Raw genomic sequence first — 24,411 nt, 5'->3', positions numbered from 1 at the left:
GGGGAAGCCATCGCACGCGAAAAGGGCGGGCCCGGCAAACCCGGACCCGCCCATTTCGCGAATGTCACATGCTGTGACGCCGAACGCTTACAGCTTCACGGTCGCGCCGATGTACATGAAGCGACCGACATTGTCGTAGATCGCGTCGGCGCCATTGCCGAGCAGTCCGTAGGGCGGACGCTTGTCGGTGAGGTTGTCGACGCCGCCATAGAAGGTCATCCGCTTGTCGACATCAACCGACGCGCGCAGCGCGTGATAGACGACCGACGGGTAGTAGACGCGATCGGCATAGTTGGGATCGAGTGCCGGAACGCCGTTGGTGTCGTGTTGGGCTTCCCAGTCGGTGATCGACTGGCGACCGATGTAGCGCAGCTGATAGCCGAGCGTGACGGGACCGCGGGTGTAATCCGCCGATGCGTTGAAGCTGTAGACCGGGTCACCCAGTTCACCCTTCACACGCTCCTTTTGCGCCGGGTTGTCGAGGTACGGATAGTCCGTCCGGTCGCGAACCCAGGTGCCGATGAAGCGCAGTGCCAGCTTGTCGTCGCCGAACACGCGATGATTGTACGACACGTCCAGATCGATCCCCTTCGCCCGTAGCGCGGCGAAGTTCACCGTGCTCTGCAGCAGCGCAGTCTGCGCGAACTCACCGTTCGCCTGGCGCGGGTTGATCAGGCCGCAGAACTGGTTGGTCAGCGACGCCGCGTCGTAGCAGGCATCGAGGATGGTCTGCGCGTCGACTGCGGCAATGACGTTGCTGATCTTGATGTCATAGTAATCCGCGGTGATCGCCAGGCCAGGGATGAACGACGGCTGGACGACGACGCCATAGGTCCAGCTGCGCGACGTCTCCGCCCCCAGGTTCGGGTTGCCGCCCGACAGGAATTCGGTGCTGCCGCCACGCGCCGCGTTGTTGATGAAGTTCGCGGGGACGCCTGCCGCGGCGCAGTTTGCAACGCGGGTGGAGCGGCCTGTGTTGATGAAATTCACGTCACACGGATCGTTGAGCAGATCGAAGTTCTGCGATGGCGACGAATAGAGATCGCTCAGCGTCGGCGCGCGGACGGCCTTCGCGTAGCTCACACGGAACTTGATGTCGCGCACCGGCGCATACAGCGCGCCCGCGTTCCACGTCCAAACCGTGCCGGCCGAACCCTTGTAATCCGCGACGCGGACCGCGGCGTTGGCGGTCAGCTCCTCGGCGAACCGCATGCCCTTCAGCAGCGGCAGGTTGATCTCGCCATAGGCTTCCTTCACCGCGAACGAAGGCGGGTTGAAATCGGGGATCGCGTTCAGGAAGGTCTGGCCCGACTTGACCAGTTCGTCATAGGCGTAGGACGCGGTCTCGCGCCGATATTCGCCACCCAGTGCGAACTGCACCGGGCCACCCGGCAACTCGAACAGCTGCGAGCTGTCGCCGACGACGTTTGCGGTCACATCGAATTCGGTCGCCTTGCCGGTGCGATGCGAGGTCGTGTTGATATAGTTCAGCGCGGCCTGGTTCAGGACGCCGTCGCCGAGCACGTTCAGCGGAACGCAGTTCGGATCGGTAACGGTCGTCTGGTTGATCCGGCAGACGATCGTGCCCGCGCCGTTCCGCACCGTGTCGACCGCGTTGTAGAAATTCTGGTTGATACGGTTGTTGTAGAAGCTCGAACGCGTCCGGAACTCGCCATAGTTGACCGAGAAATCGTACTTCCAGTCGTCGTTGAACGTGCCTTCCGCACCGCCGACGATCCGGTAGGTGTCGCGGCGATCATATTCGTCGCGCGTGCCGAAATCGTTGTTGTTGCGGTTGAGACGGAAGAACTGCGCTCCAGCGGGCAGCAGCGACCGGATCGTCGCGGCGTCGCCCGGCTGCAGATACGGGTTGTCGAACGAGATCGGAATCCCGATCGTCTGGCGGCTGAAGCCACCGATCGCTGCGCGGCGGATCGGATTGCCATCTGCGTCCTCGTCGGCAACCGTGCCCTGCTCGCCACCCTGTGCGAAGGTCGGCGTACCCTGGTTAAAGCTCTCGACGCGAACGAACTTCGCCTCGATGAACGGCTTGAACGCGTCGGAAACGTCGTAATGGCCAAGCAGGTTCGCGACGTAGCGCTTAAGCGACGGCTGCAGCGTACCGCGGTCGTTGAGGATACCACCGTCGCCGCCGCTGTTGTTGTTCGAGCCTGCCGGACGGAAATCGGTGCCGTAGTTATACTCGTACAGCGCCCCGTTCGGGTTGAAGCCGAACACGCGCGGATAGCCGTTGGCCAGGCAACCGGCGGCGACCGATGCCGAGTTGCACGCGCCGATACCCGCGCCGTTATAGGCGATGAAGTTGCCGCCGTTGTCGTAGCCGAAGCTGTGGACGTTGTTCAGGAAGGTCCGGTTCGGAATCGTGTTGTCGAGCGACGGGCTGTCGACCAGCTGGAACTGATTACGGCCGGTATAGGCACCGGTCAGCTCCGGACGATCCGAGAACGTGACCAGGTCCGACTGGTTGTATTCCAGGTTCAGCGCGATGTTGCCGCGCCCGTCGGCGAAATTCTTGCCGAAGGTGCCGCTCAGCCGATAGGTGCCGTGGTCACCCTTGTCGCTGACGCCGCTCTGCGCGTTAAGCGACAAACCTTCGAAGTTGCGCTTCAGCACGAAGTTTACGACGCCCGCCATCGCGTCCGAACCGTACACCGCGGACTGGCCACCGGTGACGACGTCGACGCGGTCGATCAGATCGGTCGGGATGGTGTTGGTGTCGACCAGGAAGTCACCTTCGGACGAGGTGATGTGACGACGGCCGTTGACCAGCACCAGCGTGCGCGTCACGCCCAGCCCGCGCAGATCGAGGAAGTTGAGCCCCGACGTGCCGATATACTGGGTCGAGCTCGCCTGGCTGTAGGTCGAGCGCAGCGACGGCAGGTCGTTGAGCACGTCGCCAACGGTAACTGCACCGGTACGCGTCAGATCGGCCATGGTCAGCGTGGTGACGGGGGCAGGCGAATCAAGCGTCGGCCGCGCGATGCGCGAACCCGTCACGACGATCTCGCCGCCCGCGTCGGGTGCTTCGGTTTGTGCGACAGCACCGGTCGTCGTGGTCGAACCGATTGCGGGATCCTGCTCGCCACCGGGAGCCTGGGTCTGGGCGTCGACCGGCGCGGCGGTCTGTGCGGCCGCCGGAGCAAGCGATGCGAGAACGAACGCCGCGGACGACGCGGTAACGAACAGTCCGGACTTACGGACGGAAATGCCAACCATGTTTATGTAACCCTCTGAACCACCAGCTTTGATGGCGCCGGAAGGACACCTTTCCTGTCTGGTTTGCAATGACTCGGATTAAATATTGCAGGGATGTGTCATTGTTGCATCACACGAGTGGGCAGAAAGGACCGCTTAGGATCGGCAAGGCGCTCCTTCAGCACGAAAAAAGGGCCGCGCCTACCTTCCGGTAGACGCGGCCCTTTCGCGCGACGATCGCGTTAGCGATCAGTAGCGGTAATGATCCGGCTTGAACGGGCCTTCGACCGGCACGCCGATGTAACCGGCCTGCTTCGACGTCAGCTGCGACAGCTTCACGCCCAGCTTCTCGAGATGCAGCATCGCCACCTTCTCGTCGAGATGCTTCGGCAGGACGTAGACTTCGTTCTTGTAGTTCTCGCCCTTGGTCCACAGCTCGATCTGCGCCAGCGTCTGGTTGGTGAACGACGCCGACATCACGAACGACGGATGGCCCGTCGCGCAACCCAGGTTCACCAGGCGACCCTTCGCCAGGATGATGATCTGCTTGCCGTCGGGGAACTTCACCAGGTCGGTGCCCGGCTTCACTTCGGACCACTCATAGTTCGACAGCGCGGCGATCTGGATCTCCGAGTCGAAGTGGCCGATGTTGCAGACGATCGACATCGGCTTCATCGCCTTCATGTGATCGGCGGTAATGACGTCGGCGTTGCCGGTCGCGGTCACGAAGATGTCGGCGCGGCTGACCGCCTCCTCCATCGTCACGACCTCGAAGCCCTCCATCGCCGCCTGCAGCGCGCAGATCGGATCGACTTCGGTGACCATCACGCGCGCGCCGCCGTTGCGGAGCGACTGGGCCGAACCCTTGCCGACGTCACCGAAGCCGGCGACGACCGCGACCTTGCCGGCGAGCATCACGTCGGTGGCGCGACGGATCGCGTCGACCAGCGATTCCTTGCAGCCGTACAGGTTGTCGAACTTCGACTTGGTGACCGAGTCGTTGACGTTGATCGCCGGGAACGGCAGCTCGCCCTTCTTGGCGATCTCGTACAGGCGGTGGACGCCCGTGGTGGTCTCTTCCGAAACGCCCTTCAGGTTCTTGACCGTTTCGGTGAGGTAGCCGGGCTTCTTCGCGACGAACGCCTTCAGCGCGCGCTGCATCTCGACCTCTTCCTCATTCTCGGGCTCGGGCATCGTGTGACCGGCCTCGAGCTTGGCGCCCCACAGCGCGAACATCGTCGCGTCGCCGCCGTCGTCGAGGATGATGTTCGAGGTCTGGCCCTCGACCTCACCGTCCCAGGTGAAGATGTCGCCGACATAGTTCCAATAGTCTGCGAGGCTCTCGCCCTTGATCGCGAACACGGGCACGCCGGTCGCGGCGATCGCGGCGGCGGCGTGGTCCTGCGTCGAGAAGATGTTGCAGGTCGCCCAGCGGACATCGGCGCCGAGCGCGGTCAGCGTCTCGATCAGCACCGCGGTCTGGATCGTCATGTGCAGCGAACCGGTGATCCGCGCGCCCTTCAGCGGCTGCGACGGACCGAATTCGGTGCGGAGCGACATCAGGCCGGGCATTTCGGTCTCGGCGATGTTGATCTCGGCGCGGCCGAATTCGGCCAGGCTGATGTCGGCGACGACGTAATCGGTCTTCGCAGGTGCAAGGGTGGTGGCCACGATGGGTCTCCTGGAATTCATTATCGGCGAGCCTCATGCCCGTGCCGGATGCCGCGTCCCTTAGGCGAAGGGACGCTCCAGATCAAATATAAAGATATCTTTATATCTCAGTTCTCCCGCCAAAGTGGGAGCCCAAGAGTTCCAAAAGCGGCGCGGCGTAACCCTGGCGCCCCGCCTTCGCGGGAGAACGGTCAGGCCGTCCCGGTCTGCGCCACTAGCAACCGCGGATCGACCCCGGCCGCTGCAAACGCATGCGTCCAGCGGTCCTCGGCATCGGTATCGAACAACAGTTCGGTATCCCCCGCGACATTGAACCATCCGGGCCGCGCGAGTTCGCCCTCCAGCTGCCCCGAGTCCCATCCGGCATAGCCCAGCGCGACAACCCAGTCGCTCGGGCCGTTGCCTTCCGCAATCGCGCGCAGCACGTCGACCGTGCTCGACAAGGCCCAGCGCCCGGCGACGTCGGTCGTCCCCTGCCCCGCCCAGTCGCGCGAATGCACGACGAACCCGCGTCGCGGATCGACCGGCCCGCCAAAATGCACCGGCGCATTGGGAGCGTCGCCCGGCGCGATTTCGAACTGGTCCAGCAAGTCGTGGAACCCCAGGCCCTCGATCGTCGCGCCGATGCCGATCCCGATCGCGCCGGTCGCGTCATGACTGCACATGGCGATCACCGCGCGCGCGAACCGCGGGTCACTCATCCCCGGCATCGCCAGCAGGAACTGTCCCGACAGATAGATCGCGTTGTCCATCCCCGGCATATAGCCTGCCGCGCCCGCACCCGCCACGCTTGAAATATCCACGCGGCGCGCCGAGGTACGGTGCCGCCGCCGGCAACCGCGCGGCGAACAGGAGAATTTCCATGACGATCAGCGTCGGCGACCGGCTTCCCAACACCATCCTAATCAAAGCGACCGCGGACGGCCCCGACCAGGTCGATACCGACGCGTTCTTCAAGGGCCGCAAGGTCGCTCTCTTCGCGGTCCCCGGCGCGTTCACGCCGACCTGCTCCGCCAAGCATCTCCCCGGTTTCGTCGAGAAGACCGCCGAGCTGAAAGCCAAGGGCGTCGACGAAATCGCCTGCACCTCGGTCAACGATCCGTTCGTTATGGGCGCGTGGAGCAAATCGGCGGATGCGGGCGACATCACGATGCTCGCCGACGGCAATGGCGAATTCGCGAAGGCGGTCGGGCTCGACTTCGACGGCTCGCAGTTCGGCATGGGCACGCGCAGCCAGCGCTACTCGATGCTGGTCAACGACGGCGTGGTCGAACAGCTGAACGTCGAAGCCCCCGGCGAGTTCAAGGTCTCGAGCGCCGAGCACCTGCTCAGCGAGATCTAACCAAATCCTCCCCGCCACGGGGAGGTGGCAGCCATAGGCTGACGGAGGGGGCGCTCGGCACACGCAGCGCTCGCGGCGAGCCCCCTCCACCAGCTTCGCTGGTCCCCCTCTCCGTGCCGGGGAGGAGACGCCCGTCTTGCCACCGCAACATCCCCCGCATAACACTGCCCGATGACAATCGCATCCGACCTCGTCGCCGAACTCGACCGCCTCTACCGCGCCTCCGTCGCGCGTCTCCAGACCGCACTGGCCGCCTATATCGCCGACGGCACCATCCCCGATCCCGCCGCGCGGACCGACGGGTCGTTCGCCTATCCCGAAATCCGGCTCACCTATGCCGGCGGCGTCGATCGCCCCACCCCGCTGCGCTCGTTCGGCCGTCTCGTCACGCCGGGCGACTACCGCATAAGCGTCACCAAGCCCGCTTTGTTCGCCGACTACATCACCGAACAGCTGACCCTGCTGATCGAGGATTACGACGTCACCGTCGAAGCCGTCGAAGGCCGGCAGGAAATCCCGTTTCCCTACGTCATCGATCCCGGCCACGCGCTCAGCCTCGACGAAGTGTCCGCAACCGAACTCGCACGCTTCTTCCCCGCCACCGAGCTCGCGCATATCGGTGACGAAATCGCGGACGGCCTGTGGGTCGCGCACGACGAGACCCGCCCGCTCGCGCTGTTCGACGGGCTGCGTACCGATTTCAGCCTCGCCCGCCTGCGCCACTATATGGGCACCCCCGCCGAACATGCACAGCGGTTCGTCCTGTTCACCAACTACCACCGCTATGTCGATGAATTCGTTCGCTGGGCCGGGTCGCAGCTTGGCGAGGGGAGCCGCTTCACCAGCCTGTCGGGCGCCGGCGGCATCACCATCACGAGCGGAGACGACATCGACAAGATCGTCAGCGACAGCGCGTGGCGTCGGCACCAGATGCCCGCCTATCACCTGATGGCCGACGACCGCACCGGCATTACCTTGGTGAATATCGGCGTCGGCCCATCCAACGCGAAGACGATCTGCGATCACCTGGCCGTGCTGCGTCCCGAGGCATGGCTGATGATCGGCCATTGCGGCGGCCTGCGCCCCAGCCAGCGGATCGGCGACTATGTCCTCGCGCACGCCTATCTGCGCGACGACCATGTCCTCGACGACGTGCTGCCCCCCGAGATTCCGGTCCCGGCGATCGCCGAAGTCCAGGTCGCGATGGCCAAGGCCGCCGAGATCGTCTCCGGCCAATCGGGCGAGGAGCTCAAGCGCCGCCTGCGCACCGGCACGATCGTGACCACCGACGACCGCAACTGGGAACTCCGCTATTCCAAATCGGCGCTCCGCTTCTCGCTCTCCCGCGCCGTCGGCATCGACATGGAATCCGCGACGATCGCGGCGCAGGGCTATCGCTTCCGCGTCCCCTACGGCACGCTGCTCTGCGTCTCCGACAAGCCGTTGCACGGCGAGTTGAAGCTCCCAGGCCAGGCCAACCGCTTCTACGAACGCGCGATCAGCGAGCATCTGCGGATCGGTATCGAGACCTGCGAACAGCTCCGCCGCGAAGGCGCGAAGCTGCACAGCCGCAAACTCCGCGCATTCGACGAGCCCCCGTTCCGGTAAACCGTGGTACCGTCATCGGCATCGGGCGGCTAACCAGTTGACGGCGGAGCGGATCGGGGGATGATGCGCGCTGCACCCGGACTCATCTCGCAGGAGCATTTCATGGCCGATACGCCCGAGACGCCGACTCCCGACGCCCCGAAACCGCGTCGGCGCGCGGCGCGCAAGACGCCCACCCCAAAGCCGCCCAAGGCCGTGCCCGTGGCGACGAAACCTCCCGCGGACACCAGCGTCGCGCCCTCCAAGGGCGCGACCGCCAAACCCGTCGAAGCGGCGGCGAAACCCGCGGCACCCAAGGCCGTCAAGCCGCGATCGTCCAAACGCGGCGCGCCTCGCGTCAAGCCCGCGGCCGCGCGCAAGACGCCGGTCAAGACTCCGCTGGAGCGCGCCACCGACAAGATCGGCGGCAAATGGGGTGCTGCGGTGGTAGCGGGCGGCGTCGCTGCGGTCGGGGCCGCGGCGGTCGGCGCGCTCCTGGCTCTGCGTGGCAGCACGCCCAAGGCCCCGAAACAGCCGTTCGAATCCGAACCCAAGGGCGCGCACCAGGCGGACGGCACCGACTCCTCGGCCTCGTTCGAAGCCGGCATCGCCGACGAAGGCACGATCCCCGAATAACGCATGGTCTGACGCGAAGGCGGGAGTCCGGGAGCCGCAGGCGCTCACTGTCAGGGCCGGACAACGTCCAAAACCGTTCGTGCTGAGCGAAGTCGAAGCACTATGCCGCAACCGCGATGTCTGGCTGCGACAGGTCCCCTTCGACTACGCTCGGGACGAACGGGAAGAGGGCATGCCCCCTCCCCCTCGGCGAACAGCCGCTACCGCTCTAGCCGAAACGTCACCGTCAACGTCACGTCCGTCGAGACCGTATCCGCCGTCGCGTTCATCGGCAGTCCGAACGACTTCAACATCTGCCCGATATAATCCACCGACCCGATATCCTGCCGCTCGCTGATCGCCGCCAGCGTCACGCGACCGAGCCCCAGCGGCCCGGCATAGGCATCCGCCTCGGTGCGCGCCTTGGCCAGGGCCTGTTGTTTCGCCGTCCGCTTTGGGCCGGCATCATCGATCAGCACGGGCGTCACCAGATCCGACGGCTTCGCATCCGCTGCCTTCAACGCCGCAATCACGCGCGTCGCGGTCGCGCGGTCCGGTGCGTCGAACGACAGACCGGCGTTGGCGCCGACTTTCGGGCCGGTCGGCGCGTCGACCTTCCCGGCTGCAGCTTTGTCGTCCTTCGACGAACCCAGCAGCGCGGTGAGATCGCTATTGCATTCGCTCGCGGTCCGCGTCGCCATCAGGCCCGCCACCATCGAGGTCAGCGACGGCTTCTCCATCCCCTACGCCTTCCGCGCTCCGATCGCCGTCACCGACTGATCGATCGCCGCGGTCTTCTGCGCGAGCAGCCGGTCCGCCTCGGCCTGCGTCGCGGCACAGGCCAGCACATTGCCCGACACGCGATACGCGGTCGCCGGGGTCTCGACATGCCCCGAGGCGACGATCTCGACCGTCACCGGCGTCGCACTCGCCGCGGCCATCCCCGCCACGGCCAAAGACCCCATTACCATCCCTGCGGCCTCCCTTTGTTCTGAACGTCGAGCCACGCCTTCAGCGGCGCGAAATACTCGACCAGCGCCTTGCCCGACATCTCGCGGCTGCCGGTGAACACCTGCAACGCGTCCGGCCAGGGCTTGGACTGCCCCATGCTCAGCATGGCATTCAGCTTGGTCCCGACCGCCTTGTCGTCGAAGAACGAGCAGCGATGCAGCGGCCCCTTCCACCCGGCCTGGTCGCACGCCGCCTTGTAGAACTGGAACTGCAGCACCCGCGCCAGGAAGTAGCGCGTGTACGGCACCGCCGCCGGGATATGATATTTGGCGCCCGCATCAAACTTGGTCTCGTCGCGCGCGACCGGCGGGACGATCCCCTGATACTGCAGCCGCAGCTTGTCCCATCCGGCCTGATAGCCCGTCGTCGGGATCTGGCCCGAGAACACGCCCCAGCGCCATTTGTCGACCATCAGCCCGAACGGCAGGAACGCGACCTTGTCCATCGCCTGGCGCAGCAGCAGCCCGATATCCTTGTCCGGGGTCGGCACCTTGGTCTGGTCGAGCAACCCGATCTTGACCAGATAGTCCGGCGTGATCGACAGCGCCACGGTATCGCCGATCGCCTCATGGAAGCCGTCATTGGCGCCGTTCTTGTAGAGGAAGGGCTGCTTGTTATAGGCGCGCTGGTAATAGTTGTGGCCGAGCTCGTGATGGATCGTCACGAAGTCGTCGGCGTTCACCTTCGTGCACATCTTGATCCGCAGGTCGTCGACGGCATCGACGTCCCAGGCCGAGGCATGGCAGATGACCTCGCGGTCCGCCGGCTTGGTGATCTGCGACCGTTCCCAGAACGTGCCGGGCAGCGCCGGGAAGCCGAGCGACGAGTAGAACGCCTCGCCCTGCTTCACCATCTTCACCGGTTCATAGCCCTTGGCCTTGAGCAGGTCGCCGACGTCATAGCCGACATTGCCCGCACCCGCAGGCGCGACGATGTCGTAGATATTGCCCCATTCCTGCGCCCACATATTGCCGAGCAGGTCGCTGCGGATCGGCCCGGTCTTCGATTGCACCGCGTCGCCGTACTTCGCGTTCAGCTTCCACCGGGCATAGGTGTGCAGCGCCTTGTACAGCGGCTCGACCTCGAGCCAGATCTTGTCGGTCAACGCCGCGAACGCCGCCGGGTCCATGTCATAGCCGGAGCGCCACAGCGCCCCGACATCCTTGTAACCCAGCTCGCGCGCGCCTTCGTTGGAGATCGCGGTCATCTTGGCATAATCGCCGCGCATCGGGGCGCCGACGTTATCGTTCCAGCTGATCCACATCTCCTTCAGCTTGGCGGGATCGCGGCTCTCGCCCATCGCCGCCTCGATGTCGGACCCGTTGATCGGCTTGCCGTCGAGCGTGCCCTTGCCTTTGCCATAGGCCGACGACATTTTCGTCGTCAGCGTCGCCAGTTCGTCCGACGCACCCGGGCGCGTCGGCGCGGGCAAGGTCAGCCCGCCGCGCAGCAGGTTCAGCTTGCGCTTGGTGTCATAGGACAGCCCCGGCAGGTTGGCGTATTTCGCCGCACCCAGCGCGTACTTCACCGCCAGATCGGTCGACTTCGCCCCCGACTTGGCCGCCAGTGCATCGGTATCGTCGGTGATGTAGGTCGCGTTGACCCACGCCATCCGCGCCGCATCGACACCGTCCGCAGCCAGCGTCTTCTCGGCCTCGGCGACATAAGCGTCGGCCTCGGCAACCGTCGGCTTGGTCTGCGCGGACACGGCGGAAGCGCCGAGCATCGCGCAGGCGAGCGCGATCGTCGAAACGGTGAAACGAACCATCATTATCCCCTTATAATATCTTCAGAGTGCGGCGCCCGCATGACGCGGTCAAGCCGCGAGAAAGTCCGCGATCGCCTGCCCGAGCTCGGGCTTCACGACCGCGCTCATATGCCCGCCCGGCGTCTCGACATAGCGCCCGTCGGGCAGCGCATCGGCCAGCTCCTTCGCCGATCCATTGTCGAAATCCTCCGCGCCGCACACCACGAGCGTCGGCTGCGCAAAGCCCTTCACGGTTTCCAGCGGGGTATCCGCGAACGTCTCCAATATGCCGAGCAACGCGACCGGATCGCCCCCGGTGGTCTTCAGGAACGCTTCGACCAGCCATTCGGGCGTCCCGCGGACATGCTCGCCGAGCCGGGTCAGGATATTGCGGAAATGCCCGCTGCGCCGGTTGGTCTCGGTCAGCCCCTCCAGCCCCATGCCCGAAAAGATCACCCGCCGCGGGCTGGCGCCAGTCGCCAGCATCCGCGACGTCGTCCGCGCGCCCAGCGAATAGCCGCCCAGATCATAATCGGTCAGCCCCAGATGCGCGACCAGCGCATGCCCGTCGCGGGTCAGCGCATCCTTTGGATACGCCGCCGCGTCGTGCGGCCGGTCGCTGTCGCCATGTGCGCGCAGGTCCGGCATGATGACCCGGAACCCCTTGGCCGCGACCTTGGCGGCATGGCCATATCTGATCCAGTTGGTCTTCGCATCGGACAGATAACCATGGATCAGCACCACCGGCCGCCCCGTGCCGATCTCGTGCCAGGCGATCCGGGTGCCGTCGAAACTGTCGAAATACTCAGTCGGGTAGTCTGCCACGGGTTTCGATCCACTTGGCCACGATGGGCGCGTTGTCCTCGGTGCGTGTCGTGGGCAGGCCGGTCGTGTCAAGCCAGGCGGCATGCCAGCTCTCGACCCCCGAATGGCTGACCGGCACGAAGCGCGACGGATCGTCGAAGCTGCCGACGGTCAGGTCCATGCCCGCCGCGTCGGGCCGCTCATAGGTCAGCGGCGTCCCGCACGCCGAACAGAAGCCGCGATCGGCGAAGGGCGAGGACGCGTAGCGATCCGGCTCGCGCGTCGTCCAGGTCAGCGCGCTTTTCGCGACGCCCTTGAACGCGATCGACACGCCACCGGTCGCGCGCTGGCACATCCGGCAATGGCAGAGATAGGCGCTGTCGTCGTCGATCTCCACGGCATAGCGCACCCGCCCGCACTGGCACCCGCCTTCCATGGTCGTCATTGCCACCCCTCCCGCGCTCCGTCACCCCGGACTTGTTCCGGGGTCCATCCACCGTGCCGCACATTCGATAGCTGAGAGTTTGCCAACCGGTGGATGCCGGAACAAGTCCGGCATGACGAAAGATTACCCCAGCGCCGTCTTCAACAACTCGTTCACCACCGCCGGGTTCGCCTTGCCACCCATCGCCTTCATCGTCTGCCCGACGAAGAACCCGAACAGCTTGTCCTTGCCGCCGCGATAATCCGCCACCTTGTCGGCGTTCGCCGCCATCACCTCGGCGATCACCTTCTCGATCGCGCCGGTATCGCTGGTCTGCTTGAGCCCACGATCCTCGACCACCTTGGCGGCACCGTCGCCGGTCTCGAGCATCACCTCAAATACCTGCTTGGCGAGACTCCCCGACAGAGTCCCGTCGGCGACCAGCGCCAGCAATTCCGCTGCCTGCGCCGGGCTGACCGGCGAATCCTCGATGCTCCGTCCCAGCCGGTTGAGCGCACCGAACAGCTCCGAATTTACCCAGTTCGCCGCCGCCACCGGCTTCGCACCGGTATCGAGCAGGGCATCGAACCACCGCGCCGCCTCGACCTCCGCGGTCAGCACCGCGGCGGCATAGGGCGTGATCCCGAGCGACTCATACCGGCGACGCTTGGCGTCGGGCAGCTCGGGCAGGCTCGCACGGCATTCCTCGAGAAACGCGTCGTCGAGTTCCAACGGCAACAGATCGGGATCGGGGAAGTAGCGGTAATCATGCGCATCTTCCTTCGACCGCATCGACCGCGTCTCGTTGCGGTCGGGATCGTAGAGCCGCGTTTCCTGCTGGATCTTGCCACCAGCCTCGAGCACCTCGACCTGCCGCTTGGCCTCCTGCTCGACCACCGCCATCACGAAGCGCACCGAATTGACGTTCTTGGTCTCGGTCCGCGTGCCCAGTTCGTCGCCGGCCTTGCGCACGCTGACATTGACGTCGGCGCGCATCGATCCCTCTTCCATATTGCCGTCACAACTACCGACATAGCGCAGGATCGATCGGAGCTTGCGCAGATAAGCCCCTGCTTCAGCAGGAGAAGCCAGGTCCGGCTTGCTGACGATCTCCATCAGCGCAACGCCCGACCGGTTGAGATCGACGTACGACTGGGTCGGATGCTGGTCGTGCATCAGCTTGCCCGCGTCCTGCTCGACATGGATCCGCTCCACCCCGATCCGCTTGCCGGCCGCATCGGGGTTCTTGTCGTCCAAGCTGATGTCGATCGCGCCCTCGCCGACCAGCGGGTGGTACAGCTGGCTGATCTGATAGCCCTGCGGCAGATCGGCGTAGAAATAGTTCTTGCGGTCGAACCGCGACCACCGGTTGATCTGCGCCTCGATCGCCATGCCGGTACGCACCGCCTGGCGGATGCATTCGCGGTTCGGCACCGGCAGCATCCCCGGCATCGCCGCGTCGACCAGGCTCACCTGCGTGTTCGGCTCCGCGCCGAACGCGGTCGCCGCGCCCGAGAACAGCTTGGCGTTCGACGTCACCTGCGCATGGACTTCCAGGCCGACCACGACCTCCCATTCGCCGGTTTCGCCTGTGATGCGGTAGTCGCTCATATCCGGTTCCGATGATGAATATAGTTGATCGCGGTCAGGACCGCGTTGCTGCCCAGCAGGCCGACGACCCAGCAGGCCGACAGGATGCGAAGGATCGCGCCTTCGAACCCCATCGCAATCGCCTCGTGGTGCGCCGCCGCCGCGGCAACGCCGGCAAAAAGCAGGAAGGTCGCGCCCAGCCGATAATCGCCGCGCAGGATCACGCTGTTGCCGACGCACAGGCACAGGATGAACACTGCAAGCCCCAGGAAGAACCACGCCAATGCGCGCTGGTCGAACGGGTGGTTGTCGATCTCCGACAGCGACACCCCGACATAGGCACTCAGGATCGCCCCGAACGCCACATTCAACGCGGTCTGCGCCTCGCGCAGGACCTCGACGTTGCGAGCGGCGAAGGCACGATTGCCTACCACCAGACGTCCGGCCGCGCGACGAAGCCGGCGCGTTCCTCGATCGCCAACCCGGCGTTGAGCACGCCCTGCTCGTCGAGCGGCTTGCCGATGATCTGGAGCCCCAGCGGCAGGCCGTGGTGATCGAGGCCACCCGGCACCGACATCGCCGGCAGGCCCGCCAGCGACGACGGCACGGTGAACACGTCGTTGAGGTACATCGCGATCGGATCGTCCGACTTCTCGCCCAGCGCGAACGCCGCCGACGGCGCGGTCGGGGTGAGCAGCACGTCGCACTTCGCCCAGGCCTGTTCGAAATCGCGCGCGATCAGCGTCCGGATCTTCTGCGCCTGCGTGTAATAGGCGTCGTAGAAGCCGGCCGAGAGCACATAGGTGCCAATCATGATCCGCCGCTTCACCTCGGGGCCAAAGCCATCGGCGCGGGTCGCCGCATACATGTCCTGCAGTCCCGCCCCCGCGGGCAGGTCGCGGATGCCGTAGCGCACGCCGTCATAGCGCGCGAGGTTCGACGACGCCTCGGCCGGCGCGATAATGTAATAGGCCGGCAGCGCATATTTGGTGTGCGGCAGCGAGACCTCGACGATCTCCGCCCCCGCATCCCTCAGCCAGGCGATGCCCTGCTGCCACAATGCCTCGATCTCCTCGGGCATGTTGTCGACCCGATATTCCTTGGGAATACCGACCCGCAAACCCTTGAGATCGCTGGAGAGTCCAGCTTCCCATACCGGCACATCAAGCTTTAGCGACGTCGCGTCCTTGGCATCGAACCCGGCCATCGCCCCGAGCATGATGGCGCAATCGCGCACGTCGCGCGCCATCGGGCCGGCCTGGTCGAGGCTCGACGCGAACGCGATCGTTCCCCAGCGCGAGCATCGGCCGTAAGTCGGCTTGATGCCGGAGATGCCCGTGAACGCGGCGGGCTGGCGGATCGACCCGCCGGTATCGGTGCCAGTCGCGCCCGGACACAGCCGTGCCGCCACCGCCGCCGACGACCCGCCCGACGAACCGCCAGGCGCCAGGGCCGCGTTGCCGCCATCGCTCCGCCGCCACGGCGAGATCACGTTGCCGAACGCGCTGGTCTCGTTCGACGAGCCCATCGCGAACTGGTCCATGTTCAACTTGCCGAGCATCCCCGCGCCCGCAGCCCACAGATTGCCAGAAACGGTCGACTCATAGGTCGGCGTGAAGCCTTCGAGGATATGGCTCGCCGCGGTCGTCGGCACGCCCGCGGTGCAGAACAGATCCTTCATGCCGATCGGCACGCCGGCCAGCGGCTTCAACGTCTCGCCCGCAGCCCGCGCCGCATCGGCGGCATCGGCTGCCGCCAGCGCATGCTCCGGCGTCTCGACAAGAAACGCGTTCAACGCCTTGGCAGCGCTGACTTTTGCGACGAACGCTTCGGCCACGTCGCGGGCCTTGAACGCGCCATCGCGGACGCCGTCGCGGATCCCTGCGATCCCCAAGTCGGTAAGCTCGGTCATTATTCGATCACCTTTGGCACGGCGAAGAAGCCGTGTTCGGCCACCGGCGCATTGGCCAGAACCTGCTCGCGAATGCCGCCATCGGTGACGACATCGTCGCGCAGGCGCAGCGTGTTGTGGATGACCGCGGTCATCGGCTCGACGCCGGTCGTATCGACCTCGCCCAGCATCTCGATCCAGTGGAGGATGTTGTCGAGTTCGGGCGCCATGATCGCGGCGTCCTCCTCGGTGATCGCGATGCGGGCTAGGCTCGCGATCCGTTTCACGGTTGCGGTATCGACTGACATGCCGCCCGGCTAGCACCGCCGCCCGCGCAGGCGCAACGCTTTTGGCGCGCGGCTCTCATCGCCACGGCCCGTTCTCCCGCGAAAGCGGGAGTCCAGGAGTCTCGGACGCCGTCCCCGGCGACCCTGGGCTCCCGCTTTCGCGGGAGAACCGCGTACGGTGCGTGCGATGGGGGGCAACGACGATTGCAACGCTCCCACGCTTGCGGCACGGAATACCGACAGCATCCGAAAGTCCCGCTTGGCCCGCAAATTCCTCTATATCGTCGCGACGCTGATCGTCCTCGCGATCGCCGCCGCCTTCGCCTATCGCCTGTTCGGCACGCAGTTGATGCGGATGGCGATGGTCCCGGGCGAGGCGTTCCGCGACCAGCCCAGGGTCGCCGCGGCGATCTACGAACGCCCGGTGATGTGGCTGGCGCGCCCCGACAAGCTCGGCAACCCCGCGCTATGGACGCCCGCCGGCTACACCCCCGGCAAACCCGGCACCGGCGCGGCGATCTTCTTCATCCACCCGACCTCGTACATCAGCCGCGATCACTGGAACGCGCCGATCGACGATCCCGAAACCAATTCCCGCGCCGAGCTTTTCCTCCGCGGCCAGGCGAGCGCGTTTAACGCCGCCGGCGACATCTGGGCGCCGCGCTACCGCCAGGCGACGTTCGGCGCGTTCTTCACTAGCGTCGCCGACAGCGAACGCGCCTTGCAGCTCGCTTACAGCGACGTCACCGCCGCATTCGACGTCTTCCTCAAACAGGCCGGCAATCGCCCGATCATCCTCGCCGGCCACAGCCAGGGCGCGCTGCACCTGACCCGCCTGCTGCGCGACCGCGTCGCCACCGATCCGAAACTCGCGCGGCGCATCGTCGCCGCCTATGTCGTCGGCTGGCCAGTCTCGCGCGTCACCGATCTCGCCCGCCTGGGCCTGCCCGAATGCCGCCAACCCGCGCAGACCCGGTGCATCCTCTCATGGCAGAGTTTCGCCGAGCCCGCCGACCCGTCGCTGGTCGTCGACGCGTACGACAAGACCACCGGCTTCGACGGCCGCCCGCGCGATCACACCCCGATGGTCTGCACCAACCCGATCCTCGGCCGCCCCGACACGCCGGCACCGGCGTCGCTGAACCTCGGTACGCTCTATCCCTCGAAGGACCTCGGCACCGCGCAGATCGTGCCCGGCCGCGTGCCCGCCCGCTGCATCGACCGCGGGTTCCTCGCGATTGGCGAGGCGCCCGATGTCGGACCCTATGTCCTCCCCGGCAACAATTATCACGTCTACGATTACAGCCTGTTCTGGGCGAACGTCCGCGCCGACGCCGACCGCCGACTGGCGGCTTTCCGATGATCACGCTGTCCTCCGCGCAATTCCGCAACGCGCTGCCGAACGGCGGTCGGCTGATCGGTCTCGACGTCGGCACCAAGACGATCGGCACCGCGCTCTGCGACGCCGGCTGGAGCTTCGCCAGCCCCGCCACGCTCGTCCGCCGCACCAAGTTCCAGAAGGACAAGGCGGCGCTGGTCGATCTGATCGCCAAACAGGCGGTCGTCGGCCTGGTCATCGGCCTGCCGATCAATCTCGACGGCAGCGAAAGCCCCCGGTCGCAGTCGACCCGCGCCTTCGCGCAGAACCTCAAGGACCTGAGCTATCCCATTCTGTTATGGGACGAACGCTGGTCGACCGTCGCGGCCGAGCGCGTGCTGATCGAACAGGATTTTAGTCGGGCCAAGCGCGCCGACCTCATCGACAACCATGCCGCCGCGCATATCCTGCAGGCGGCGATCGACGCGCTCGTATCGGTCCAGATCTAGCGCGCCACCCGGTACAGCGCCGACCGACCGTCGGTCCACGCCAGCCGCAGGTCCGACGCCCTGGCCGCGCCAGGCGGAAAACCGATCGTCCACACATAGTCGAAGGCCGCGCGCGGGAAGCGCGCGATCGCCACCGCGAAGTTGGAGCCGATATCGGCGCACCGCGCGGGCAGCACCTGCTGCGACGGGTCGACGAGATACGGCGCGGCTTGCGTATGGCGGATCCGCAGCAACTGCTGTCCCGGCAGCGCCCATTGCCCGTTCACGAACGCGTCCCGGCGCACCACCGCGATGCTGCCGAGCTGGTCGCGCCGCAAGTCCGACCACGCGTCCGGGCACGGCCTGGCGATCAACGACAGCACTGCCGCACCGCGCGGGATCGACTCGACCGCCGCCAGCTCGCGCTGCTGCTCGGCGGACCGCTCGGCGAAGCTCACGGTCCCGCCGAGCAGCCGAACTATCAGCACCGCCAGCCCGACCGCTGCGAGCGTCCGGCCGAACCGCAGCTCGCCCCGCGCCGGCGCGATCGCGACGATCGCGAGCATGACCGCGGCGGGCGCCATCCGCATGTCGACATAGGCCCCGCCCATCAGCAGTCGCGGCAACGCGACGAACGCCGCCAGGCACAGCATCGCGGGCCATCCGAGCATCGGCGCGAAGCCGAGCGCGCGACTACGCGCGCCGACGTACAAAATGCCCAGCAACGGCACGAGCGAGAGCAGATCGAACCACTGCCAGCGATCGCGCAGCATCGCTGTGACCCACAGGATCTTGACCGGAATGTTGAACCAGTCGTCCGCGCCCAGCGCCGCCCCGCCGCCGCCCAGCATGAAGACGATCGGCACCGTCAGCGACGCGCATTGCGCACCCGCGCCGAGCACAGCCGCCCCCCAACTGCTGCCACGCGCGCGCAACCGCGCCAGTTCCGCGCCGCCCGCCATCAGCCCGAACATCCCCCATCCGAAGCTGTGCGCGATCCACAGCACGCACGCGATCGGCACGAACACCGCGGCGCGCACCGCGAACCGTTCCTGCCGCCCGAGCCGCACCCACAGCGCGAAGGCGCAGAACGCCAACCCCTGCGACAGCGCGAAATTGACGAAGCCGAACTGGAACGGCCAGGCATAGACCAGCGGCAGCGCGAACAGCGCGGTCGGGGGAACGCGCCCATGGACCTCGCGCGCCATCCACAGCAGCCCGCCCGCGGTCATCACCGGGATCGCGATCACCGCCACTTTGGTCGCGGGCTCGAGCCCCAGGATCGCCGCCAGTGCAGGGACGAGCAGGTCCATCCCCAGATTGGGGATCAGCGCCCAGTGATAGTCGTAATAGCGCTGTAGATCGGCCGATCCGGCGAGCGCGGTCGCGATATGCCAACGCGCCATATGCCCGGGCAGGTCGGAAAGCGGCGGCAGCGCGGGCCATAGCAACGGCACCGCGCAGGCGAGCGCCAGCGCCACCGACACCCATTGCCGTTCCCACCAGTTCGATTCTGTCTGCACGCCGTCCCCCTGTCGTAGCCACCCTGCCACCCACCGCCTAACGACGGGTTAACCACGCGGCACGCTTGCCCGTCGCGCGCGCGGCCGCTACCGCGCCATTTTGATGCGCATGTCCGACCACCGCCCCGCCACCCTGATCAAGGGCGGCGCCGTCTTCCCGCACCGGCATCTGACCGGGATCGACGGGCTCCAGCCGCACGAGATCGCGTTCCTTCTCGACGAAGCCGAGACCTGGGTCGAGGCGAACCGCACGCACGCCACCCCCGACAAGCGCCTCGCCGGCCTCACCCAGATCAACGCCTTTTTCGAGAATTCCACGCGGACTCTCCTGTCGTTCGAGATCGCCGGCAAGCGGCTCGGCGCCGACGTCGTCAACATGCACACCGCGCAGTCGAGCGTGAAGAAGGGCGAGACGCTGATCGACACCGCGATGACACTCAACGCGATGCGCGCCGACGTCATCGTCATCCGCCATATGAGCTCGGGCGCGGTCCGCCTGATCGCGGGCAAGGTCGACTGCCCGGTGCTCAACGCGGGCGACGGCCGCCACGAACACCCCACGCAAGCGCTGCTCGACGCGCTGACGATCCGCCGCCGCAAGGGCAGCATCGCCGGCCAGCGCGTCGTGATCTGCGGCGATCTGCTCCACAGCCGCGTCGCGCGCTCGAACATCCTCGCGCTGACCGCGCTCGCCGCGGAGGTGCGCGTCTGCGCCCCCTCGACGCTGATGCCCCCCGCGATCGAGCGAATGGGCGTCACCCCGTTCACCGACTTCGACAAGGCGCTCGACGGCGCCGACGTGGTGATGATGCTCCGCCTGCAGAACGAGCGGATGGACGGCGCCTATGTCCCCTCCACGCGCGAATACCGCCTCCGCTATGGCCTGACGCTCGATCGCCTCGCGCGCGCCGCACCCGATGCGCTGGTAATGCACCCCGGCCCGATGAACCGCGGTGTCGAGATCGATTCCGCGGTCGCCGACCATGCCCGCTCGGCGATCACCGAACAGGTCGAGATGGGGGTCGCGGTCCGCATGGCCTGCCTCGACGTGCTGACCCGCAGGGCCCGCGGCGTGGAGGGCTGGGCATGATCCGCGCCTTCCTCGATGCAGAACTCGTCTGCCCCGTCGCCGGCGTGTCGCGCGGCGGCATCCTCGTCCGAGACGGCGTGATCGTCGCCACCGGGCTGTTCGACGTCCCCGCCGACGCCGAAACGATCGATTGCGGCGGCAAGACGCTCGCACCCGGCATCGTCGATCTCGGCGTGTTCGCGATCGACCGCGCGGCGTTCCGCGCCGGCGGCATCGTCCGCGTCGGGGTGATGCCCGATCAGTCGCCGGTGCTCGACGACCCCGGAATCGTCCAGCGCGCCGCGCTGATCGGCAAGCCCGATCTCTGGATCCACCCGATCGCCGCCGCCACCCGCGGTCTGGAGGGCCGCGACCTCGCCGAAATGGCGATCTGCCTGTCCGCCGGCGCGCGCGCGGTCGGCACCGGGCGCGGCTGGATCGCCGATTCGGGGGTGATGCACCGCGTGCTCGCCTATGCGCGCGACCTCGACGTCGCGGTGGTGGCTCACGCCGAAGATGGCGGGCTGACTGCCGGCGCGGTCGCGACGTCGGGCGAGACCGCCACACGGCTCGGCCTGCCCGCCGCCCCCGCGATCGCCGAAGCGCTGGCGATCGCCCGCGACCTGATGCTGGCGGAGGAGACCGGCGCCCGCCTCCATATCCGCCAGGTGACCACCGCCGCCGGTCTCGACCTGATCCGCGCGGCCAAGCGGCGCGGCGTCGCGGTCACCTGCGGCATCACCCCGGCCTATCTGCACCTGTCCGACATCGCGGTCAGCGATTTCCGTACCTTCGCGCATCTCTCGCCGCCGCTGCGCGGCGAAGACGATCGCCGCGCCGCTGTCGCCGCGATCGCCGACGGCACCATCGACGTGCTGGGCTCGGGCCACGACCCGCACGGCCCCGAGGCGAAGCGCCTGCCCTTCGCCGATTCGAACGCCGGCATGGCGGGTGCCGAAACCCTGCTGTCGCTCGCGCTGATGCTGGTCCGCGACGAGGCGATCACCCTGCCCCGGCTGTTCGCGCTGCTCGCGCGCAATCCGGCGCTGGTGCTCGGGCTCGACACCGGCACGCTGGAGGTCGGCAAGCCCGCTGACCTGCTGCTCTACGACGCGCAGGCGCCTTGGCAGATCGTCGGCGACGCGTTCAAGGCAAAGGCCGGCAACACCCCGTTCGACGGCCTGCCGGTGCAGGGCAAGGTTCTGCGCTTGTGGAAGGGCGGCCGCGAGGTCGCCTAGGCGGTCAGCGCGCCGCCAGCTGCATCCCCGGCTTGCGCAACCACTGCGCCATCTGGTCGCCCGCGCCCATCCGGACGAAGCAATCGCCGCCCTTGGCGCGGTACTGGCGGCACACCGAATCGGCATCGGCCCGGCTGAACCCGCCCACCGATAGGCGGTAGAATTCGTCGCCCTTCGTGCGGAACGTCATGCCATTGGGCGAATGACCGGCAAACTGCGCGAACCGGCGCGTCGCACGGCCCCACGCGTCCTTCGCTACCCCGGCATTCTCGAACGCGCCGAGCTGGACGTACCAGGTCCCGGTCGCCGGCTTGCGCCGCGCGGCAGCGAACATCGACGCCTGCTGCGCCAGCGCGACCTTCGTCACGCCCGACGGACGCAGCAGCATCGTCGGCACCGCCTGGACGACTTCCTGTCGCGGTCCGAACGTCACCTTGGAAAAGCCCGCCGCAGCGGGCGCCTCGGACGCAACGACCGGCGCCGGCACGATCAGCGGCTCCGCCGCCGCCATCGCGACGGGGGCTACATCCGGCGCGACCTGGACCGGCGCGTTGAGCGCGAGTGCGACCGGCCGCCCGCCATCCTGCACCGCGCGCACGCCGAGCAACCCGGCCACCTGGTCCGACGCCGTCGCCGGCTGGGCAAAGCGCGCCCATTGCTCGAGTCGCGCGTCGACATCCGCCGGCGCCATGTCCGCGGCCGCAACGACGCGGGCCGACGGCCACTGCCCCGTCAGCGCAAAGCTCAGCGCCAAATTCTGCCGGATCTTGGGCGTACTCTCGGTCGATCGCGCCAGCGCGGTCAGCACCGCAATGCCCCCCGCGGTATCGCCCGCCAGCGACAGCGCGAGCCCGCGGTCGCCCGCCGGAATCACCGCCTGATACGTCGCCAGAGTCGCGCGCGCGCCCTGCCAGTCGCCGGTCGCGACCTGCGCCAGCGCCAGGTTCAACGCCGCCTTGCCGTTGCTCGGCGACAGCGCCAGCACGTCGGCATAGGCCTGCGCCGCCGAGGTGAAGCGGCCGCCCTGCATATAGCTTTGCGCGAGCAACTGCCGATACTCGGTCGATCGCGGCATCGCCGCGACGGCGCTTTCGGCAAAGCCGATCGCCTGCGCGTCCTGGTGCTTGGCCAGCGCGGTCTGTGCGCGACCCGCGTCGCGTGCCGCGCTCGTTTCCGCGACCGCGCCCGCGCGATCGCTGGCGGAAGCGACGCCCCCGCCGTTCGCCGCACACCCGACCATCGGTCCGCCCAGCACCAGCGCCGAGACCGCCGAAATCACAATCTTGTTCGTCTTCATCGGAAAAATCCTCATGTCTCCGAAACCGCGGGCTCCGCCGGGGGCAGCTGCGCGACGAGCGCATCCACCTCGGGCAACGACAGCAGAAAGGCATCCAGCGCCTGCGATACCAGCGCCTGCGATGAGCGCTTGGTGAGCGCGCTCGCCAGCCGCAGCTTCAGATGGCGGTCGGCATCCAGGCGCAGCGTGAACGCGGCCTTGCGCCCCTTGGTCTGCGTGGCGCTTTCGCGACCGATCCGCGCCGCGGTAGCGACCGAGACGGGACTGACCGCGACCTGGCGGACGGGATTCGCAGTGCGTTCGATCTCGGTCGCCAGCGCCGCGCGCTCGACCAGTACCGGCGGAACCGGCGCGGCCGACCGTTCGGCCCCCATGTCGTTCCACCCAAGATCGTCGCCCGGACCGTACGCACTGCCGAGTGCTTGCGGGCGCATCGCCGGGCGTGCGGAACCCTTGCGCGCGAGCAACGCCGATGTCAGCGACGCCATGGGTTTGGGCTCGCTCATCACACCACCCGGCGTCCGAAGCCGCCCGGCGCGCCGCGCTGCCCCATCGCCGTGGCGGCGGGCACGCTGAACACGGTGCGGCGAAAATTCTTCTCCAACCGATCGCAGACATAGGTCCACAGCGCCTCGATCTCGGCGGTGCCCTTGCTCCTGGCGTCGATCTCCATGACCGTGCGGCCGTCGATCATCGACGCGGCGAAGTCGGTGCGCTGGTGGACCGTGATCGGCGCGACGGTGCCGTGCTGCGACAGCGCAACGATCGCGTCGGAGGTGATCCGCGCGTTGGGCGTCGCCGCATTGACGACGAAGATCAGCGGCTTGCCCGCGCGCTCGCACAGGTCGACCGTGGCGCCGACCGCGCGCAAATCGTGCGGGCTCGGCCGCGTCGGCACGACGATCAGTTCGGCGACCGCGATCACGCTCTGGATCGCGACGGTGATCGCCGGCGGCGTGTCGATCATCGCCAGCTTGAAACCCTGTTGGCGCAGAACCTCGAGATCGGCGGCAAGCCGCGCGACGCTGGTCTGTGCGAACGCCGGCGTCTCCGCGGTCCGCTCGTTCCACCAGTCGGACAGCGATCCCTGCGGGTCGATATCGATCAGCACGACCGGGCCCTGTCCGGCACGCTCCGCCTGCACCGCCAGATGGCCGCACAACGTGGTCTTGCCCGACCCTCCTTTCTGCGATGCCAACGCCAGAACGCGCATAGTGCCCCAAACTCCCCTCGATCGATCAGGGGAATGCCATGCGCAGGTCTAAGGACTGGTTAACGCCGCGGGCCCGGCAA

At 67.1% G+C, this 24,411-nt stretch carries 23 protein-coding genes; 7 read left to right on the top strand and 16 right to left on the bottom strand.

Annotation, left to right across the window (positions count from 1 at the left end):
- Positions 1–87: 87 nt before the first annotated feature.
- The 3 genes from U1701_RS12565 to U1701_RS12555 form a co-directional block, all read right to left on the bottom strand.
- A complete protein-coding gene (locus U1701_RS12565; protein ID WP_332782905.1) occupies positions 88–3,237 on the bottom strand; it encodes a TonB-dependent receptor domain-containing protein in 3,150 nt (1,049 codons plus the stop codon).
- Positions 3,238–3,465: 228 nt separating this feature from the next.
- Positions 3,466–4,908 carry an adenosylhomocysteinase gene (gene ahcY, locus U1701_RS12560; protein WP_332782904.1) on the bottom strand — a complete coding sequence of 481 codons (1,443 nt, stop codon included), beginning with the start codon at positions 4,906–4,908 and terminating at the stop codon, positions 3,466–3,468.
- A 170-nt stretch (positions 4,909–5,078) separates the two neighbouring features.
- Positions 5,079–5,639, bottom strand: a complete 561-nt coding sequence (locus tag U1701_RS12555; RefSeq protein ID WP_332783053.1) for a YqgE/AlgH family protein — start codon at positions 5,637–5,639, stop codon at positions 5,079–5,081.
- A gap of 110 nt (positions 5,640–5,749) precedes the next feature.
- Between U1701_RS12555 and U1701_RS12550 the strand changes: the two genes are divergently transcribed.
- From U1701_RS12550 to U1701_RS12540, 3 genes are all read left to right on the top strand, one after another.
- The gene (locus U1701_RS12550) at positions 5,750–6,229 is read left to right on the top strand and encodes a peroxiredoxin (RefSeq protein WP_332782903.1); all 480 of its coding nucleotides are present in this window, start codon (positions 5,750–5,752) and stop codon (positions 6,227–6,229) included.
- 171 nt (positions 6,230–6,400) lie between these two features.
- Positions 6,401–7,837 (top strand): AMP nucleosidase, encoded by a 1,437-nt coding sequence (locus U1701_RS12545; protein ID WP_332782902.1) that lies wholly within the window; start codon positions 6,401–6,403, stop codon positions 7,835–7,837.
- Positions 7,838–7,939: 102 nt separating this feature from the next.
- On the top strand, positions 7,940–8,452 hold the full coding sequence (locus U1701_RS12540) for a hypothetical protein (protein ID WP_332782901.1): 513 nt from the start codon (positions 7,940–7,942) through the stop codon (positions 8,450–8,452).
- Positions 8,453–8,652: 200 nt separating this feature from the next.
- Here the strand turns inward: U1701_RS12540 and U1701_RS12535 are convergent, their stop codons facing one another.
- The 9 genes from U1701_RS12535 to gatC all read right to left on the bottom strand — a co-directional run bounded on the left by U1701_RS12535 (position 8,653) and on the right by gatC (position 16,206).
- Complete coding sequence (locus tag U1701_RS12535) at positions 8,653–9,171, bottom strand: SIMPL domain-containing protein (RefSeq protein ID WP_332782900.1); 519 nt, start codon at positions 9,169–9,171, stop codon at positions 8,653–8,655.
- A 3-nt stretch (positions 9,172–9,174) separates the two neighbouring features.
- Positions 9,175–9,396, bottom strand: a complete 222-nt coding sequence (locus tag U1701_RS12530) for a hypothetical protein (protein WP_332782899.1) — start codon at positions 9,394–9,396, stop codon at positions 9,175–9,177.
- Positions 9,396–11,210, bottom strand: a complete 1,815-nt coding sequence (locus U1701_RS12525; protein ID WP_332782898.1) for a M2 family metallopeptidase — start codon at positions 11,208–11,210, stop codon at positions 9,396–9,398. Before U1701_RS12525 ends, U1701_RS12530 begins: the two co-directional genes overlap by 1 nt.
- Before the next feature lie 48 nt (positions 11,211–11,258).
- Positions 11,259–12,014, bottom strand: coding sequence for an alpha/beta fold hydrolase (locus tag U1701_RS12520; protein ID WP_332782897.1), 756 nt, complete (start codon positions 12,012–12,014; stop codon positions 11,259–11,261).
- Complete coding sequence (locus tag U1701_RS12515) at positions 11,995–12,438, bottom strand: GFA family protein (RefSeq protein ID WP_332782896.1); 444 nt, start codon at positions 12,436–12,438, stop codon at positions 11,995–11,997. Before U1701_RS12515 ends, U1701_RS12520 begins: the two co-directional genes overlap by 20 nt.
- Positions 12,439–12,561: 123 nt before the next feature.
- Positions 12,562–14,028 (bottom strand): Asp-tRNA(Asn)/Glu-tRNA(Gln) amidotransferase subunit GatB, encoded by a 1,467-nt coding sequence (gene gatB, locus U1701_RS12510; protein WP_332782895.1) that lies wholly within the window; start codon positions 14,026–14,028, stop codon positions 12,562–12,564.
- Complete coding sequence (locus tag U1701_RS12505) at positions 14,025–14,441, bottom strand: hypothetical protein (RefSeq protein WP_332782894.1); 417 nt, start codon at positions 14,439–14,441, stop codon at positions 14,025–14,027. The genes gatB and U1701_RS12505 overlap by 4 nt, the downstream gene beginning before the upstream one ends.
- Positions 14,435–15,919, bottom strand: a complete 1,485-nt coding sequence (gene gatA, locus U1701_RS12500; RefSeq protein WP_332782893.1) for an Asp-tRNA(Asn)/Glu-tRNA(Gln) amidotransferase subunit GatA — start codon at positions 15,917–15,919, stop codon at positions 14,435–14,437. Before gatA ends, U1701_RS12505 begins: the two co-directional genes overlap by 7 nt.
- Complete coding sequence (gatC, locus tag U1701_RS12495; protein WP_332782892.1) at positions 15,919–16,206, bottom strand: Asp-tRNA(Asn)/Glu-tRNA(Gln) amidotransferase subunit GatC; 288 nt, start codon at positions 16,204–16,206, stop codon at positions 15,919–15,921. Before gatC ends, gatA begins: the two co-directional genes overlap by 1 nt.
- Before the next feature lie 238 nt (positions 16,207–16,444).
- Between gatC and U1701_RS12490 the strand changes: the two genes are divergently transcribed.
- Together U1701_RS12490 and ruvX are read left to right on the top strand one after the other, a co-directional pair.
- Positions 16,445–17,548 carry a DUF3089 domain-containing protein gene (locus U1701_RS12490; protein WP_332782891.1) on the top strand — a complete coding sequence of 368 codons (1,104 nt, stop codon included), beginning with the start codon at positions 16,445–16,447 and terminating at the stop codon, positions 17,546–17,548.
- Complete coding sequence (ruvX, locus tag U1701_RS12485; protein WP_332782890.1) at positions 17,545–18,012, top strand: Holliday junction resolvase RuvX; 468 nt, start codon at positions 17,545–17,547, stop codon at positions 18,010–18,012. Before U1701_RS12490 ends, ruvX begins: the two co-directional genes overlap by 4 nt.
- On the opposite strand, the gene U1701_RS12480 is transcribed toward ruvX, so the two are convergent.
- Positions 18,009–19,514 carry a hypothetical protein gene (locus U1701_RS12480; RefSeq protein ID WP_332782889.1) on the bottom strand — a complete coding sequence of 502 codons (1,506 nt, stop codon included), beginning with the start codon at positions 19,512–19,514 and terminating at the stop codon, positions 18,009–18,011. The two genes, ruvX and U1701_RS12480, sit on opposite strands and share 4 nt — an antisense overlap.
- Positions 19,515–19,617: 103 nt before the next feature.
- Here U1701_RS12480 and U1701_RS12475 point away from each other — a divergent pair, with 103 nt between their 5' ends.
- Both U1701_RS12475 and U1701_RS12470 read left to right on the top strand, forming a co-directional pair.
- Positions 19,618–20,604 carry an aspartate carbamoyltransferase catalytic subunit gene (locus U1701_RS12475; protein ID WP_332782888.1) on the top strand — a complete coding sequence of 329 codons (987 nt, stop codon included), beginning with the start codon at positions 19,618–19,620 and terminating at the stop codon, positions 20,602–20,604.
- Complete coding sequence (locus U1701_RS12470) at positions 20,601–21,821, top strand: dihydroorotase (protein ID WP_332782887.1); 1,221 nt, start codon at positions 20,601–20,603, stop codon at positions 21,819–21,821. Before U1701_RS12475 ends, U1701_RS12470 begins: the two co-directional genes overlap by 4 nt.
- A gap of 4 nt (positions 21,822–21,825) precedes the next feature.
- Here the strand turns inward: U1701_RS12470 and U1701_RS12465 are convergent, their stop codons facing one another.
- The 3 genes from U1701_RS12465 to U1701_RS12455 are packed head-to-tail and all read right to left on the bottom strand — an operon-like array spanning position 21,826 to position 24,331.
- Positions 21,826–23,118 (bottom strand): SPOR domain-containing protein, encoded by a 1,293-nt coding sequence (locus tag U1701_RS12465; protein WP_332782886.1) that lies wholly within the window; start codon positions 23,116–23,118, stop codon positions 21,826–21,828.
- An 11-nt stretch (positions 23,119–23,129) separates the two neighbouring features.
- A complete protein-coding gene (locus U1701_RS12460; protein WP_332782885.1) occupies positions 23,130–23,624 on the bottom strand; it encodes a hypothetical protein in 495 nt (164 codons plus the stop codon).
- Complete coding sequence (locus tag U1701_RS12455; RefSeq protein WP_332782884.1) at positions 23,624–24,331, bottom strand: AAA family ATPase; 708 nt, start codon at positions 24,329–24,331, stop codon at positions 23,624–23,626. Before U1701_RS12455 ends, U1701_RS12460 begins: the two co-directional genes overlap by 1 nt.
- Between the last annotated feature and the right edge of the window lie 80 nt (positions 24,332–24,411).

Source organism: Sphingomonas rhamnosi, assembly GCF_036663615.1.
Taxonomy (GTDB): domain Bacteria; phylum Pseudomonadota; class Alphaproteobacteria; order Sphingomonadales; family Sphingomonadaceae; genus Sphingomonas.
The sequence above is the reverse complement of the archived record's forward strand: the minus strand, read 5'-3'. Positions and strand labels throughout refer to the sequence as shown.